The organism is Geodermatophilus sp. SYSU D01176, from assembly GCF_054050015.1.
The window spans coordinates 1-14274 of the sequence record NZ_JBJGYN010000081.1; the positions used below are offsets into that span (position 1 = coordinate 1).

Below are 14274 nucleotides of genomic sequence, written 5' to 3' on the forward strand. Positions count from 1 at the left end.
CCCCCCCCCCCCCGCCCCCCCCCCCCCCCCCCCCCCCCCCCCCCCCCCCCCCCCCCCCCCCCCCCCCCCCCCCCCCCCCCCCCCCCCCCCCCCCCCCCCCCCCCCCCCCCCCCCCCCCGCCAGAGGTCACCCGGGGATCAGCGGAGGCCCTCCGCGAACTCACCCTCGAACGCGTCCTGGACGACGGTGGCGCCGCCCGGGACGTCGGCCGGCCGCAGGATGAAGCTCTGCGTGCTGGGCGAGCGACCGGTCTCGAAGCCGTCGATCGGCACGACGAGGCCCTCGGTGTCGACGTTCTCGAGCTCGTTGAACGCCGCGACCACGCCGGCGCGGGTGAGGTCGCCGTTCTCGCACGCCGCGTCGAGGACCTGCTTCATGATCGCGCTCATGCCGTAGCCGACGAGCACGCCGAGGCTCGGCTGCACGTTCGGGTAGGCCTCCTGGTACTGCGCGAGCAGCTCGGGCTGGGCGTCGAAGGCCGACACCGGGCTGGCCACGTACAGGTTGTCCTTGAGCGCCTGCGCGGCCGGCCCCTGCAGCAGGCCCGGCGCGAAGACCGGGTTGCTGCCGATGATCGGCACGTTCAGCCCCTGGGCCGCCGCCACGCCGGCCGCGGACGCGGTCTGCGTCGGCGCGACGGTCAGGGCGATGGCGTCGACCCCGGCCGCGGCGAACTGGGTGATCTGCGCGGTCATGTCCTGGTCGGTGGACTTGATCTGCGCCGGGATGATGGTCAGCCCGCGCTCCTCGGCCACCGCCTCGCTGCCGGCCAGGCCGTTCTCGCCGTACTCGCCCTCGAAGTAGATGTGCCCGACGGTGTCGCCGTCGGCCAGCAGCCCCTGCTCGAACAGGTACGAGTACCCGTTGGCCAGCTCGACGTCGTAGGTGGCGCCCACGACCCCGGTGCCGGGGATCTCGGTGAGGGTACGCGCCCAGGCCGACGGGAAGTTGACGATCTGGTCGGACTCGTACTCCGGGGCCAGCGCGGTGTTGATCGGCGACCCGATGGTCTGCTGCATCGCCAGGATGTTGGGCTCCATGCCGCTGTAGAGCTGCACGCCCGTCTGCGGCACGTAGCCGGTGTCCTGGACGTCGAGCTCGACGGTGTAGGTGTCGCAGACCTGGTTGTCCTGCCAGAACAGCTGGTTGGCGTTGGTGATGTCCTGGCCGAGGGCGGCGAACACACCGGTCAGGTCGGTGAGGACGCCGAGGGTGATCGTCTCCCCCTCGACGCCGACGTCGGTGAGGACCTCGCCGCCCGAGCCGCCCTCTCCCCCTCCGCCGCCACCGGACTCCGGTGCCCTGGTGCTGCAGCCGGCCGTCACCACGACGACGGCCGCGGCGACCACGGTGGTCGTGCGCAGAGCCTTGCCTGTTCTCATCTGGAGTTGCTCCCTTGTGCTGGTCGATCGGAGGGGGTCGGTGCGGAGCCGGGTTGCTCCGGGGGTGGTGTGGCGACTCCGCCGCGGGCGGGCGCACGGCCCCGGCGGAAGCGTTGGGTGAGCCGTTGCGCCATGCCGGCCAGACCGGCGGGCTCGAACAGGACGACGAGGATGATCGCGGCGCCGTAGAGGAACCGGGCGGCGAAGCCCGCCGAGATGCCGCCCTGGCCCGGCGCGCTGACCAGCGGCAGGACGTCGGCGTACTGCTGGAACAGCAGCGGGAGCGCGGTGACGAACAGCGCGCCCAGGGCCGCGCCGCCCACCGAGCCCAGCCCGCCCAGCACGATCATCGCCAGGTACTGGATGGAGACGACCAGGCCGAAGGACTCCGGGGCGATGCTCCCGATGGACAGCGCGTAGAGCACCCCGGACAGGCCGGCGTACATCGAGCTGACCAGGAACACCCGGGCCTTGTAGGCCTGCACGTTCACGCCCATGACCGACGCGGCGACCTCGCTGTCGCGCAGGGTCTGCAGCGCCCGGCCGGGCCGGCTGCGCAGCAGGTTGCGGGCGAACACGTAGGCGGCCAGCGCCAGGACCAGGCCGAGGTACCACAGCCGCTCGGCCTCCCGGAACGGCACCCCCAGCACCCACAGCTGCGGGTCGGTGTTGCCGAACGTGAAGCCGAACAGCGAGAACTCCGGCGCTGCGCGGCCGTTGAAGCCACCGGTCACCGGCGTCCAGGTGTTGAGCACGTGGACGCCGATGAAGACCAGCCCGAGCGAGGCGACGCCGAGGTAGATGCCCCGCAGCCGTGCCGCGATCGGGCTGAAGACGAGCCCGGCCAGCCCGGCGAGCAGGACGCCGACGACCATGCCGACGATCGGCGGCAGGCCCAGCCCCTCCAGGGCGGCCCGGGTGCCGAGCCCGCCGGACTCCCCGGAGATGTAGGTGTAGCTGACCGCGCCGACGGCGAGGAAGAAGGCGTGCGCCAGGGACAGCTGCCCGGTGGTGCCGACGAGCAGGTTCAGCCCGATGGCGCCGATGGCCGCGCCGAACACCGCGAACCCGGTGCGCAGCCAGAACTCGTCGAAGTACAGCGGGAAGACCAGCAGGAAACCCAGCAGCGCGGCGATCAACACCCACTTGACCACCGCGCCGCGGCGGGCCGGTGCCGACCGGGGCGTGCGCGACGTCGAGCGGGTGGCGCCCGTCGGCCGGGTGGCGGTCTGCTCAGACACGGGTCAGCTCCTTGGTGCCGAAGAGCCCCGACGGCCGGACCAGCAGGACGGCGATCATCACGACGTAGGGGACGACCTCGCCGAACCCGCGGCCGAGGAAGAGGAGGTTCTCCTGGTATCCGGCGGCGAGGGACTCGGCGACCCCGATGAGCAGGCCGCCCACCAGCGCGCCGCCGGTGGAGTCCAGGCCGCCGAGGATGGCCGCGGGGAAGGCCCGCAGCGCCGTGGCGTACACGGCCGAGCTGACACCTGGCGTCGGGCTGCCGACCAGGAAGAGGGCGGCCACCCCGGCGAGCACGCCGGCGACGACCCAGGCCAGCGCGGAGACCCGGCCCTGCCGGATGCCCATCAGCGCCGCCGTCTCGCCGTCCTCCGCCGACGCGCGCATGGCCACGCCCCAGCTCGAGTACTTGAACGCGACGAAGAACAGCACGATGAGGATGCCGGCGACGATCATGGCGATCAGCCGGTTCTGGGTGATGCCGATGCCGCCGATGCGGACCGACTCCCCGCCCCACGGGTGGGGCACGTTGAGGATGTCCGGCCCGATCCGCCGGATCAGCTCGGTCAGCAGGATGATGTCCACGCCGATCGTGACGATCGCCAGGCTGATCACGGGCGCGCCGCGGAGCCGGTTGATGATGAAGCGCTCGATCAGGAACGCCGCCAGGGCGGTGATCACCAGGCCGACGAGCACGGCGAGCAGGAAGCCCAGCGGCTCGGACAGCCGCGCGATCGAGTAGGCGCCCAGCAGCAGCAGCGAGCCGTGGGTGAAGCTCACCACCTCGCTGGCCTTGAAGATGATCACGAAGCCCAGGGCGATCAGAGCGTAGATGGCCCCGAGTGACAACCCGTTGAGCAGGAGCGAGAGGAACTGGGTCACGAGGTCGTCCCTGGTGTCTCGGTGGTGTGGTGGGCGGCGGCCTCGGCGGGGTCCTCGTCGTCGCCCGAGCCCAGGTAGGCGCGGATGACCTCGGGGTCGGCCTGCACCTCGGCGGGCGTGCCGTCGGCGATCCGCCGTCCGAAGTCCAGGACGGTGACCCGGTCGGCCAGCGACATGACCATCCCCATGTCGTGCTCGACGAGGACGATCGAGATGCCGAGCGCGGAGCGGATCTCGCGGATCGCCTCGGCCATCCGGGCGGTCTCCTCGGCGTTCATCCCGGCCACCGGCTCGTCGAGCAGCAGCAGCCGCGGCTCGGTGCACAGCGCGCGGGCCACCTCGACCCGCTTCTGGTCGCCGTAGGACAGGACGCCGACCGGGGTGTGCAGCTTGTCGCCGAGGTCGAGGAACTCGGCGATCTCGCGGATCCGCTCGCCGTGCACCTTCCCCTCGCGGGTGGCGCGGGGCAGCCGCAGCCCGGAGGAGAGGAACCCGGCCTTCGTCAGGTGGTGCCGGCCGAGCATCAGGTTCTCGGCCACCGACTGGGCGCCGGAGAGGGCGATGTTCTGGAACGCGCGGGCCACGCCGACCCCCGCGATCTGGAACGGCCGCATCCGGTCCAGCCGCGCGTCGCCGAACCGGACCTCGCCCTCAGCGGCCTTGTAGACCCCGGACAGGACGTTGAACATCGTCGACTTGCCGGCGCCGTTGGGCCCGATGACGGCGTGGATGGTCCCCGGCGCGACGGTGAAGGAGACGTCGTTGAGCGCCCGGATGGCGCCGAAGCGGACGCTGACGTGCTCGACCTCCACGGGCGGGACGTCGGAGCGGACCTGCGCCCGTTCCGTGCCGACGGCGGTCACGCGGTCCACCGGGAGAGCGTCCGGCGCGGGCCCCGGACGACGTGCTCCGCGGCCTCGGCGTCGCCGTGGCCGAGGTAGAGCCGCTGCACCTCGTCGGTGCGCGCCAGCTCCGCGGCCGGGCCGGAGAGGGACACCCGGCCGACGTCGAGGACGTAGGCGAGGTCGGCGACCCCGAGGGCCATCGTGGCGTTCTGCTCGACCAGCAGGACGGAGGTGCCCTGCCGGTTGATCTCCGCGACGACCTCGCCGATCTGGCCGATGACGCGCGGGGCGAGCCCCAGCGAGGGCTCGTCGAGCAGGAGCAGCTTGGGGCTGGCCATGAGCGCCCGCCCGATGGCCAGCATCTGCTGCTCACCGCCGGAGAGCAGCCCGGCCCGCTGACCGCTGCGTTCGGCCAGCACGGGGAACAGGTCGTGGACCCGGGCGTGCGCGGCGGCCTTGGCGGCGCGGTCGCGGTTGCCCATCCCGCCGGCCCGCAGGTTCTCCTCGACGGTGAGCCGGCCGAAGATCCGCCGCCCCTCCGGGACCTGCACGATGCCGCGACGGACGATCTGCCCCGGGTCGCGGCCGCTGATGACCTCGTCCTCGAAGCGCACGCTGCCCTCGTCGACGCGCCCCCGGTGCAGCCTCAGGGTGCCGGAGATGGTCCGCAGCAGCGTGCTCTTGCCGGCGCCGTTGCTGCCCAGGACGGCGACGACCTTGCCGTCGGGCACCTCCATGGTCACGCCGCGCACGGCCTCGACGGCGCCGCCGTAGGTCACCCGCAGCGAGTCGATGCTCAGCATGCGGGCTGCACCGCGGCTGTCCCGTGCGAGCCGGCCGGCCGGCCTCGGTCCCCGTGCCGCGGAACGGAATCGGTCTGTGATTCAGGGCACATGGCCGGAGACTGTAAAGGCACGGCGCGTCGATTCCCCCACAGGCGCCGAGGATCGTGACCTGCAGGTGATCTGCCGCCGGCCGCCGGCGTGGACCGACCGGACTCATCGGACCGGCAATGTGCGCTACCTACACGCCCTCACTCGGCCCCGTGTGGGCAGCGCACGTGGCGGAGCCGGTTTGGAGCGCCCCCGCTGCAGGGCCCGCAACGAGCCTGCGAGCGGTGGGGGGCAGGGGGTCCTCTCTCAGGCGGCGCCGGCGCCGGGCTCGCCCTGCTCGACGGCGAGCAGGTCGTAGAGGCCGGTGATCTGCAGCGGCCGGATGGCCGCCCGGGAGGAGGCGACCACCCGCAGCGGGACGCCCTCCTCGGCCGCCCGCCGGTGGGCGCCGGCCAGCACGCACAGGCCCGCGGAGTCGAGGAAGGTCACGCCGTCGAGGTCGACGGTCAGCGCCGGGGCGTGGTCGGCGAAGGCCGAGTCCACGGCCGCACGCAGCGAGGGGGCGGTGGAGGAGTCGACCTCGCCGGAGACGGTGAGCACGACGCCGGTGGCGGCGGAGCCGGTCACCTCGATCGAGATGAGGTCGGCTGTGGGAGCAGCGGTCACGGTGCGCCTCTCTGGAGGGAAGCGAACCCGAACGGAGGACCACGGGCATCAGCCGTGGCACGACGCGGAGTCCGGCAACGGGTGCCGCGGCTGACTGTTGAACCGCTGCTGTCGACCGTAGGGACCTCCGCCCCCGATATCAAGGGCCCGGCCGGGCGGCGACCGGCCGCGGGGATACTGGACGGCGTGTCGAGGCGACTGGCGGTGTGGGGCGGGATCTGGCTGGCCGGCTCGGTCGCGGCATTCCTCCTGCTGAACGCCATCCTCGCCTCGGCCATCGCCATCTTCGGCCTGTGCCTGTGGGCCGTCGCGCTGCTGTCCAGCAACTGGGAGCAGCACTCCTCTTTCGAGCAGCGTGAGCTCGAGCGGGCCCGCCGGCGCGCCGCGAACCGCGAGCGGACCAAGGAGGCGCGCGCCCGCGACCGCGCCCGCTGGGAGGCCCACCAGCAGCGCAAGGCCGGTCGGTAATCCGCTCGACGGGGCTCCGGAGGGCCCCTAGCGTCGCCGTCATGCGCTCCTGAGACGGCCCTCCGCGACGTGCCGCGGGTCGAGCCATGGCTCCCCGCCGTCCGCGCCCCGCTGCTGCCGGGCGCCTCCTCTGCACTCCCCCGACCGGCTGCCGGTCGCGCAGCCCTGCCCTCCTCCGGAGGATCCTCGTGTCCCGCCCGCACCGCGCCCTCGACGGCGCACCCGCCACCGCCCGCGCCGCCCTCCCCGAGACGGAGGCGGCCGACCTCGACCGACTGGCGCACGCCGTCCTCGCCCGTCCCGGCGCCGCTCTCGGCGCCGTGCTGCGCGCCGTCCTGCCCGGCACGGCCGGCGCCAGGTGGCTGCGGTCGGAGGGCCTGCCGCCCACCGCCCGCGCCGCCGACCTCACCGCCGAGCAGTGGCTGTCGCTGCAGCGCTGCTGCGCCGAGGCCGGGCGCGCCCCGGGGCCCGGCGCGGCCGGCGGCCGCGGCGGCCGCCCGTCGGCGCACGGGCACGCGCCCGGCGCAATGGCTGCGCCCCGCTGGCACTGAAAGAGAGCCCCTTCCCCGTGCTCTTCGAGTCGGCCTCCTCCAGGGCACCGCCCCGAGCTCGCGAGGGGTGGGGAGGAGGTCCTTCGACTACGGGCCGACGGCGTCCTCGGCGGCGAGCACGGCGCCGCGGTCGGGGTGCGCGAACGCCTCGGCCAGCGCCTGGCGCAGCGACCACGCCCCGCACCGCCAGGCCAGCGCCCGCCCGAGTGCGGCGGGGGTGCCGTCGACGGAGTCGACGCCGTCCCCCGGCCACCACGGCACCGGCCGGCCCCCGGCCCGCAGCGGCTCGTGGACGGCGACCTCGCCCGGCAGCGCCGCGATCCCCAGCCGGGCCGCGGCCAGCCCCGCCCCGGGGACATCGGCCCAGCGCAGGGTTCGTACCGGGCGGCTCTCCACCCGGGCCCGCACGACCTCGCCGGCGAGCGGGAGGTCCAGCAGGTCGGCCACCGGGCCGGGCTCCCCGCCGGCGGGCACGAGCGCGGCGTCCACCAGCGGCTGCACCCACGGCGCGTCCAGGACGACGGCGTCCCCGGCGGGCACCACGCGGTCCGGTGCCACGCGCACCCGGTCCGGCGGGTCCACGTCGACGCCGTCCAGCGCCGCGGCCAGCCGGGCGTGCACGGTGCGCAGCACGGCCGGCGCGACGGTGCGGCGCGGATCGCCCAACCGGTCGAGCAGGTCGAGGGCGCCGTCGACGTCGGCGAGCACGTCGTCGACCGACGCGGGCGGACGAAGCAGCTCCAGCAGGTCCGCGGCGGCGTCGGCCGGCTCGTACAGCCCCCGCAACTCCGCCGCTCGCGGGTGCCGCAGCCGGTCGGGCCGCCGGCCGCCGAGCACCGGGTGCCCCGCCAGCCACCAGCGCAGGTACCCGGGGACGGCGACCCCGCCCAGGACGACGTCTGCCCACGCCTCCGCCGGCAGCGCGGCCAGCAGCGGCAGCGCACCGGACCAGTCGGCCACCAGCTCGAGGTCCCGGACGGCGGTCAGCGGCGGCCAGGACGGAGCCGGCGCGTCGGCGGGCAGCCGGTCGAGGACGGCGTCGACCCAGTCCTCCGCGCCGTCGACGTCGAGGTCGTCGGGGTCCTCGGCGTGCACCAGCGCGAAGCCGTCGAGCACCCCGACCGCGCGCAGCACGTCGGGGTCGGCGCCCACCGACGGGTCGAGGGTGCCCAGCGCCCCCTCGGTCAGCACGGCGGCGAACCGCGAGCCGGGGAGCACCAGCTCGCCGGCCGGCGCCCACCCGCCGTCGGCGTCGGGCAGCGCCAGCTCCGCCAGCCACGGCAGCTCGCCCGGCGCGGGACCGGCCGCGGCGACCAGCGCCAGGACCGCATCGGCGAACGCGGCCGGGTCCCGGTCACCGTCCCAGCCGTCGTCGGCCGCGTCGACCGAGGCCTCGACCGCCGCCCGCACCCCGGGATCGGCGAGCACCGCGGCGGCGGTGGCCGGGCGCGCCCCCAGCCGCTCCAGCAACCGGCGGGCGGCGGGCGGTGCGACCGCGTCCGGGTCGGCCAGCCGCAGCCCGAGCGGACCCAGCCGGGCCGCGGGCAGCCCCGCGTCGGGCAGCAGCACCCCGGCCGGGCCGTGCGCGGTGCGCCCGTCCGCCAGGGGGACCGGCAGGGCGGCCAGCTCCTCCCGCTCGGCGCCGTCCAGCGCGGCGTACAGCTCCGCCCACCACGCCGGCGGGCGGTCGACGCCGCGCACGGCCTCGACCGCCTCGGCGGTGCCGACCCGGCGCACCCCGAGGGCGGCCAGCGCGGGCAGGGCGCCCCGGCCGGACCAGCCCGCCGGCAGCAGCCCGGGGAGGACGCCGGTCAGCGCGGCCACCCGCGCGTCGGTCGGCTCGGCCAGCACCGCGGCGCGGCCCGGCGGCTGCCGGTCGCGGTCGGCCCCCGCTTTCGGGAACCACGCGCGCTCCCGCAGCCGCTGCAGCGCCGCGGTGCCCAGGGCCGCGTCGAGCTCGGCGGCGGCCAGCCCGATGCGCGGCACGAACGCCAGGACGGCGGCATCGCCGGCCAGGCCCGCGAGCAGGTCGGCGTAGGCGTCGGCGGCCGCGGCGACCAGCTCGTCGGTGACCGGGCCGGGCAGCACGTGCCGCCGGTCGGGCCCGAGCGGGAAGGGCGCGACCAGCCGGGCGGGCAGGGTGAGCGGCTCGTCGCTGGGCGTCGGCGCGTGCACCCGCTGCGGGAGCGGCAGGGGCACCGGGCGGCGGTCGTCGTCCAGCGGCACCGCCCAGGTGAGCGTCCAGGCGCGGCGCTCCCGCTCCTCGACCGGCCGCCCGGCGAGCAGCTCCTCGGGCAGCACGCCGTCGCGCCGCTCCAGCCGCCAGGTCGTCGTCCGCTCGCCGTCGGTCAGCTCGGCGGCTGCGTCGCGGTACCGCACCGACAGCGACCGCACCGCCCCGTCGAGGACGACGTCGACCGCGGCGAGCCCCGGCAGCGCCAGGAGCAGCCCGGCCTCGAGCTCCTCGAGCGCGGTCCGGACGGCGGCCCGCGAGCCGGCGCGCAGCGGCAGCACCACCTCGGTCGTGAACCCCTCGGGCGGCGTCCCCGTGGCCGGCCACGGCAGCCGCAGCACCGGCACGGCGCCGTCCCGGCGGGCCACCTCGCCGGTCAGGGCGCCGACGGCGGCGACCTCCGCGCGGGTGCGGTCGGCGCTGAACGCGACCCCACCGGTCGTCGAGTGCAGCGCCGGCTCGTCGGTCACCGCGAGCACCGCGGCGAAGCCGACCCCGAAACGGCCGACCGTCTCGATGCGTGGCCCACCCGCGACCACGGACCGGCCGACCGACCCGGACGCGTCGCGCTTGGCCGAGGCGCGCAGCGTGGCCAGCCCCTGCACCCCGGCGGCGTCGAGCGGGGCGCCGGTGTTGGCCGCCCGCAGCACCTCTCCCCCGGCGCCGTCGTCGGCCAGTTCCAGCCGCAGCCGTCCGGGCACCCCGGCGCGGGCGGCGGCGTCGGCGGCGTTCTGGGCCAGCTCGACCATCAGCCGGTCGCGGTAGCCGCCGCGGACCAGGTCCTCCTCGGCGTTGGCGTCCTCGCGGAAGCGGGCCGGGGAGGCGGCCCAGGCGGCGAGCACCCGCCGCCGCAGCTCCGCGGTGTCGAAGGGGTCGGCGCCCGGGGCAGCGGAGGGGTCGGCCACGCGGGCCAGCATGGCAGCGCCGCTGCGGGGTACTCCTCGTGCGTGTCCGAGATCGACGTCTCCCGGTACCGGTTGCAGGCCCTCCCCGAGGACGACTCCGACGAGGACTGGGACGACGACGGCGAGCTGTTCGGACCCGACGGCGAACGGATCGAGACGTGGCGGGAGGGCTACCCGTACACCGAGCGGCTGCCGCGCAAGGACTACGAGCGGGAGAAGCGCCGGCTGCAGATCCAGCTGCTGCGGCTGCAGGGCTGGGTCAAGGACACCGGCCAGCAGCTCGTCGTCCTCTTCGAGGGCCGGGACGCCGCCGGCAAGGGCGGCACCATCAAGCGCTTCACCGAGCACCTCAACCCGCGCGGCACCAAGGTCGTCGCGCTGGACAAGCCGTCGGAGCGCGAGCAGACGCAGTGGTACTTCCAGCGCTACGTGCAGCACCTGCCGGCGGCCGGGGAGATCGCCCTGTTCGACCGGTCCTGGTACAACCGCGCCGGCGTCGAGCGGGTCATGGGCTACTGCACCGACGAGCAGTACCGGCGGTTCATGCGCCAAGCGCCGGAGTTCGAGCGGATGCTCGTCGACAGCGGCATCCGCCTGGTGAAGTTCTGGTTCTCCGTCTCCCGGCGCGAGCAGCGCACCCGCTTCATCGTGCGGCGGATCGACCCGGTGCGGCAGTGGAAGCTCTCCCCCACCGACCTGGCCTCGCTGGACCGCTGGGACGACTACACCGCGGCCAAGGAGGCGATGTTCGCCGCCACCGACACCGACCACGCGCCGTGGACGGTGATCAAGAGCAACGACAAGAAGCGGGCTCGCCTGGAGGCGCTGCGGTACGTGCTCTGCGCGCTGCCCTACGAGGGCAAGGACGAGTCGGTCGTCGGACGGCCGGACCCGAACATCGTGGTGGCCGCGGCCGACGTCCTGGAGTCCGACCGCGAGGCGCTCGAGCGGGAGGACCTGGTGCCGGCGCGCTGACCAGCACCACGGCCGACCCGACTCCTACCGGCGGGTAACCTGCGGTCCCATGTCGCGCGCCGAGCAGCTGGACAGCGGCCGGAGCCGCACGACCGAGACCTTCGAGTCCACCGCCCCCGCCTCGGGCGCGGTCGTCGGGGTGTTCCCCCTCCGGGGTGCCGACGACGTCCGCGCGGCCGTGGACCGCGCCCGCGACGCCGCCACGGCGTGGGCCGAGCTCGGCTTCGACGGTCGCAGGCAGCGGCTGGCCGCGTACCGCGGCTACCTCGCCCGCCGGGTGCACGAGCTGGCCGACCTGGTGCACCGGGAGAACGGCAAGCCGCACGCCGACGCGATCCTCGAGATCACCCTGACCATCGACCACCTGGCCTGGGCCGCCGCGCACGCCCGCAGGGTCCTCGGCCCGCGCCGGGTGAACCCGGGCCTGCTGGCGGCCAACCACGCGGCCTGGCTGGAGTACCAGCCGCTGGGCGTCGTCGGCGTGATCGGCCCGTGGAACTACCCGGTGTTCACGCCGATGGGCTCGATCGCCTACGCGCTGGCCGCCGGCAACGCCGTCGTCTTCAAGCCGTCGGAGCACACGCCGGCCGTGGGCGTGTGGCTGGCCGACGCCTGGCGGGCCGCCGTCCCCGACGTCCCCGACGTCCTCCAAGTCGTGACCGGCCTCGGCGAGACGGGCGCGGCGCTGTGCCGCGCCGGCGTGGGCAAGCTGGCCTTCACCGGCTCCGCCGCCACCGGGCGCCGGGTCATGGCCGCGTGCGCCGAGACCCTCACGCCGGTGCTCATGGAACTCGGCGGCAAGGACGCGATGATCGTCGACGACGACGCCGACGTGGCCGCCGCCGCCGACGCCGCCGTGTGGGGCGCCATGAGCAACGCCGGGCAGACCTGCATCGGCATCGAGCGGGTCTACGCGACCGAGCGGGTCTACGACGCCTTCGTCGCCGAGGTGACCGACAAGGTGCGCGGGCTGCGGCCGGGCACCGACGGCGAGGCCGCCTACGGCCCCATGACGATGGCCGCGCAGACCGACGTCGTCCGCCGGCACCTGGACGACGCGGTCGCGGCGGGCGGGCGGGTCGCGGCCGGCGGCACGGTCGAGGGCCGCCTGGTGGCGCCGACGGTGCTGCTCGACGTCCCCGAGACCTCCGCGGCGGTGCGCGAGGAGACCTTCGGCCCGACACTGACCATCACCCGGGTGCGCGACGCCGAGGAGGCGCTGGAGCGCGCCAACGCCAACGCCCACGGCCTGGCCGGCGCGGTCTTCTCCCGGTCGCGGGCCCGCGCCATGGACCTCGCCCGCCGGATGAGGAGCGGCATGACGTCGGTGAACTCGGTGCTCACCTTCGCCTCGGTGCCGGCGCTGCCCTTCGGCGGCGTGGGCGAGAGCGGCTTCGGGCGGATCCACGGCGAGGACGGGCTGCGCGAGTTCACCCGCACCAAGGCCATCACCCGCCGGCGTTTCGCGCTGCCGGTGGACCTGATGAGCTTCACCCGGCCGGCCGCGGCCGCCGACGCGCTCGCCCGGGTCATGGGACTGGTCCACGGGCGGCACCGGTGACCGTCCAGGACCCGGCACACGAGGGCACCGAGGAGTTCGACGTCGTCGTGGTCGGCGCGGGCTCGGCCGGCTGCGCGCTGGCCGGGCGGCTCTCCGAGGACCCGTCGCTGCGGGTGCTGCTGCTGGAGGCCGGCGGCTCCGACGACGTCCTGGAGGTCCGGGTCCCGGCCGCGCTGTACAAGACGTGGCGCACCCGGAGGGACTGGAACTACACGACCGAGCCGCAGCGGGGCCTGGGCGGACGGCGGCTGTTCTGGCCGCGGGGCAAGCTGCTGGGCGGGTCGTCGTCGATCAACGCGATGATCTACGTCCGCGGCGCCGCGGCCGACTACGACGAGTGGGCGCAGCTGACCGGCGACCCGTCGTGGTCCTACGAGCACGTGCTCCCGCTGTTCCGCCGGATGGAGGACAACGCCCGCGGCGCGGACCGCTTCCACGGCGTCGGCGGGCCGCTGCGGGTGGAGGACCCGCGCTCGCCGCACGCCTGGTCGCGGGCCGCGGTGGCCTCCGCGGTCGCGGCCGGGTACCCGCGCAACGACGACTTCAACGGGGCGGCCCAGGAGGGCGTGGGGCTCTACCAGCTCACCCAGCGCCGCGGCCGGCGGTGGTCGGCCGCCGACGCGTACCTGCACCCCGCCGCGGGACGGCCGAACCTGACCGTGCGCACCGGCGCGCTGACCACCCGGGTGCTGGTCGCGGGCGGGCGGGCCACCGGTGTGGAGTACCGGTCCGGCGGACAGACGCACACCGCGCACGCCGCAGCCGAGGTCGTGCTCTCCGGCGGGGCGGTGAACTCGCCGCAGCTGCTCATGCTCTCGGGGATCGGGCCGGGGGCGCACCTGCGCCAGGTCGGCGTCGACGTCGTGCACGACCTGCCCGGCGTCGGCGGCGGCCTGCAGGACCACCCCCTGGTGCCGGTCATCTGGCACACCCGGTCGGGGCGGTCGCTGTTCCGGGCGGAGTCGCCGTCGGGCTACGCGCGGTGGTTCGGCGCCCGCCGCGGCCCGCTGACGTCGAACCTCGCCGAGGCCGGGCTGTTCACCCGCTCCCGGCCGGACCTGCCCCACCCCGACCTGCAGTACCACTTCCTCCCGGTGAAGTTCTGGCGGCAGGCGGAGGTCGACCCCGACGTCGACGCGTTCACCGCCGCCACCGTCCTGGTGCGGGTGCACTCGCGCGGGTCGGTGCGGCTGCGCTCGGCCGACCCGACGTGGGCGCCGGCGATCGACGCCGGCTACCTCACCGACGAGCGGGACCTCGACGCGCTGGTGTGCGGGATCGAGAAGGCGCGGGAGATCGCCGCGTGCGGCCCGCTCGCCGCCGTCCTCACCGAGGAGTGGTCCCCCGGTGGCACCGTGCACACCCGCGCCGGGCTGCGGCAGGCGGTGCGCGACACCCTCGAGTCGCTGTACCACCCGGTGTCCTCGTGCCGGATGGGCACCGACGGCGACGCGGTCGTCGACCCCCAGCTGCGGGTGCACGGCGTCGACGGGCTGCGGGTGGTCGACGCCTCGGTGCTGCCGACGCTCGTGCGCGGCAACACCAACGCCCCGACGATCATGGTCGCCGAGCGAGCGGCCGACCTGATCACCGGCCGCACCATCGACCCGGCGCTCACCGGGACGGCCTGAGAGTCCCGCCCCCGGGGGGGGGGGGGGGGGGGGGGGGGGGGGGGGGGGGGGGGGGGGGGGGGGGGGGGGGGGGGGGGGGGGGGGGGGGGGGCGGGGGGGG

The 14274-nt window shown here is 75.7% G+C and carries 12 protein-coding genes; 5 read left to right on the forward strand and 7 right to left on the reverse strand.

Features of this window, described 5'->3' with window-relative positions:
• Positions 1–137: 137 nt before the first annotated feature.
• The 6 genes from ACI78Z_RS23895 to ACI78Z_RS23920 form a co-directional block, all read right to left on the reverse strand.
• Positions 138–1382 carry an ABC transporter substrate-binding protein gene (locus tag ACI78Z_RS23895; RefSeq protein WP_457039031.1) on the reverse strand — a complete coding sequence of 415 codons (1245 nt, stop codon included), beginning with the start codon at positions 1380–1382 and terminating at the stop codon, positions 138–140.
• Positions 1379–2623, reverse strand: a complete 1245-nt coding sequence (locus tag ACI78Z_RS23900) for a branched-chain amino acid ABC transporter permease (RefSeq protein WP_457039032.1) — start codon at positions 2621–2623, stop codon at positions 1379–1381. Before ACI78Z_RS23900 ends, ACI78Z_RS23895 begins: the two co-directional genes overlap by 4 nt.
• Positions 2616–3506, reverse strand: a complete 891-nt coding sequence (locus ACI78Z_RS23905) for a branched-chain amino acid ABC transporter permease (RefSeq protein ID WP_457039033.1) — start codon at positions 3504–3506, stop codon at positions 2616–2618. Before ACI78Z_RS23905 ends, ACI78Z_RS23900 begins: the two co-directional genes overlap by 8 nt.
• On the reverse strand, positions 3503–4378 hold the full coding sequence (locus ACI78Z_RS23910; protein ID WP_457039034.1) for an ABC transporter ATP-binding protein: 876 nt from the start codon (positions 4376–4378) through the stop codon (positions 3503–3505). Before ACI78Z_RS23910 ends, ACI78Z_RS23905 begins: the two co-directional genes overlap by 4 nt.
• The gene (locus ACI78Z_RS23915) at positions 4366–5154 is read right to left on the reverse strand and encodes an ABC transporter ATP-binding protein (RefSeq protein ID WP_457039035.1); all 789 of its coding nucleotides are present in this window, start codon (positions 5152–5154) and stop codon (positions 4366–4368) included. Before ACI78Z_RS23915 ends, ACI78Z_RS23910 begins: the two co-directional genes overlap by 13 nt.
• A gap of 336 nt (positions 5155–5490) precedes the next feature.
• Positions 5491–5850 carry an STAS domain-containing protein gene (locus ACI78Z_RS23920; protein ID WP_457039036.1) on the reverse strand — a complete coding sequence of 120 codons (360 nt, stop codon included), beginning with the start codon at positions 5848–5850 and terminating at the stop codon, positions 5491–5493.
• Between the two features lie 186 nt (positions 5851–6036).
• Between ACI78Z_RS23920 and ACI78Z_RS23925 the strand changes: the two genes are divergently transcribed.
• A complete protein-coding gene (locus ACI78Z_RS23925; protein ID WP_457039037.1) occupies positions 6037–6318 on the forward strand; it encodes a hypothetical protein in 282 nt (93 codons plus the stop codon).
• A gap of 188 nt (positions 6319–6506) precedes the next feature.
• Positions 6507–6869, forward strand: a complete 363-nt coding sequence (locus tag ACI78Z_RS23930; RefSeq protein WP_457039038.1) for a hypothetical protein — start codon at positions 6507–6509, stop codon at positions 6867–6869.
• A gap of 87 nt (positions 6870–6956) precedes the next feature.
• Here the strand turns inward: ACI78Z_RS23930 and ACI78Z_RS23935 are convergent, their stop codons facing one another.
• Positions 6957–10007, reverse strand: coding sequence for a sacsin N-terminal ATP-binding-like domain-containing protein (locus ACI78Z_RS23935; RefSeq protein WP_457039039.1), 3051 nt, complete (start codon positions 10005–10007; stop codon positions 6957–6959).
• 42 nt (positions 10008–10049) lie between these two features.
• On the opposite strand from ACI78Z_RS23935, the gene ppk2 reads away from it, so the two are divergent.
• The 3 genes from ppk2 to ACI78Z_RS23950 are packed head-to-tail and all read left to right on the forward strand — an operon-like array spanning position 10050 to position 14174.
• Positions 10050–10982, forward strand: coding sequence for a polyphosphate kinase 2 (gene ppk2 / locus ACI78Z_RS23940; RefSeq protein WP_457039040.1), 933 nt, complete (start codon positions 10050–10052; stop codon positions 10980–10982).
• 49 nt (positions 10983–11031) lie between these two features.
• On the forward strand, positions 11032–12543 hold the full coding sequence (locus tag ACI78Z_RS23945; protein WP_457039041.1) for an aldehyde dehydrogenase family protein: 1512 nt from the start codon (positions 11032–11034) through the stop codon (positions 12541–12543).
• The gene (locus ACI78Z_RS23950) at positions 12540–14174 is read left to right on the forward strand and encodes a GMC family oxidoreductase (protein WP_457039042.1); all 1635 of its coding nucleotides are present in this window, start codon (positions 12540–12542) and stop codon (positions 14172–14174) included. The genes ACI78Z_RS23945 and ACI78Z_RS23950 overlap by 4 nt, the downstream gene beginning before the upstream one ends.
• The last annotated feature ends 100 nt before the right edge of the window (positions 14175–14274 follow it).

What these genes read in the sequence shown, in the direction of transcription:
- ACI78Z_RS23915 (WP_457039035.1), bottom strand. Translation starts at nt 5,154, where the DNA reads ATGCTGAGCATCGACTCGCTGCGGGTGACCTACGGCGGCGCCGTCGAG.
- ACI78Z_RS23945 (WP_457039041.1), top strand. Translation starts at nt 11,032, where the DNA reads ATGTCGCGCGCCGAGCAGCTGGACAGCGGCCGGAGCCGCACGACCGAG.
- ACI78Z_RS23895 (WP_457039031.1), bottom strand. Translation starts at nt 1,382, where the DNA reads ATGAGAACAGGCAAGGCTCTGCGCACGACCACCGTGGTCGCCGCGGCC.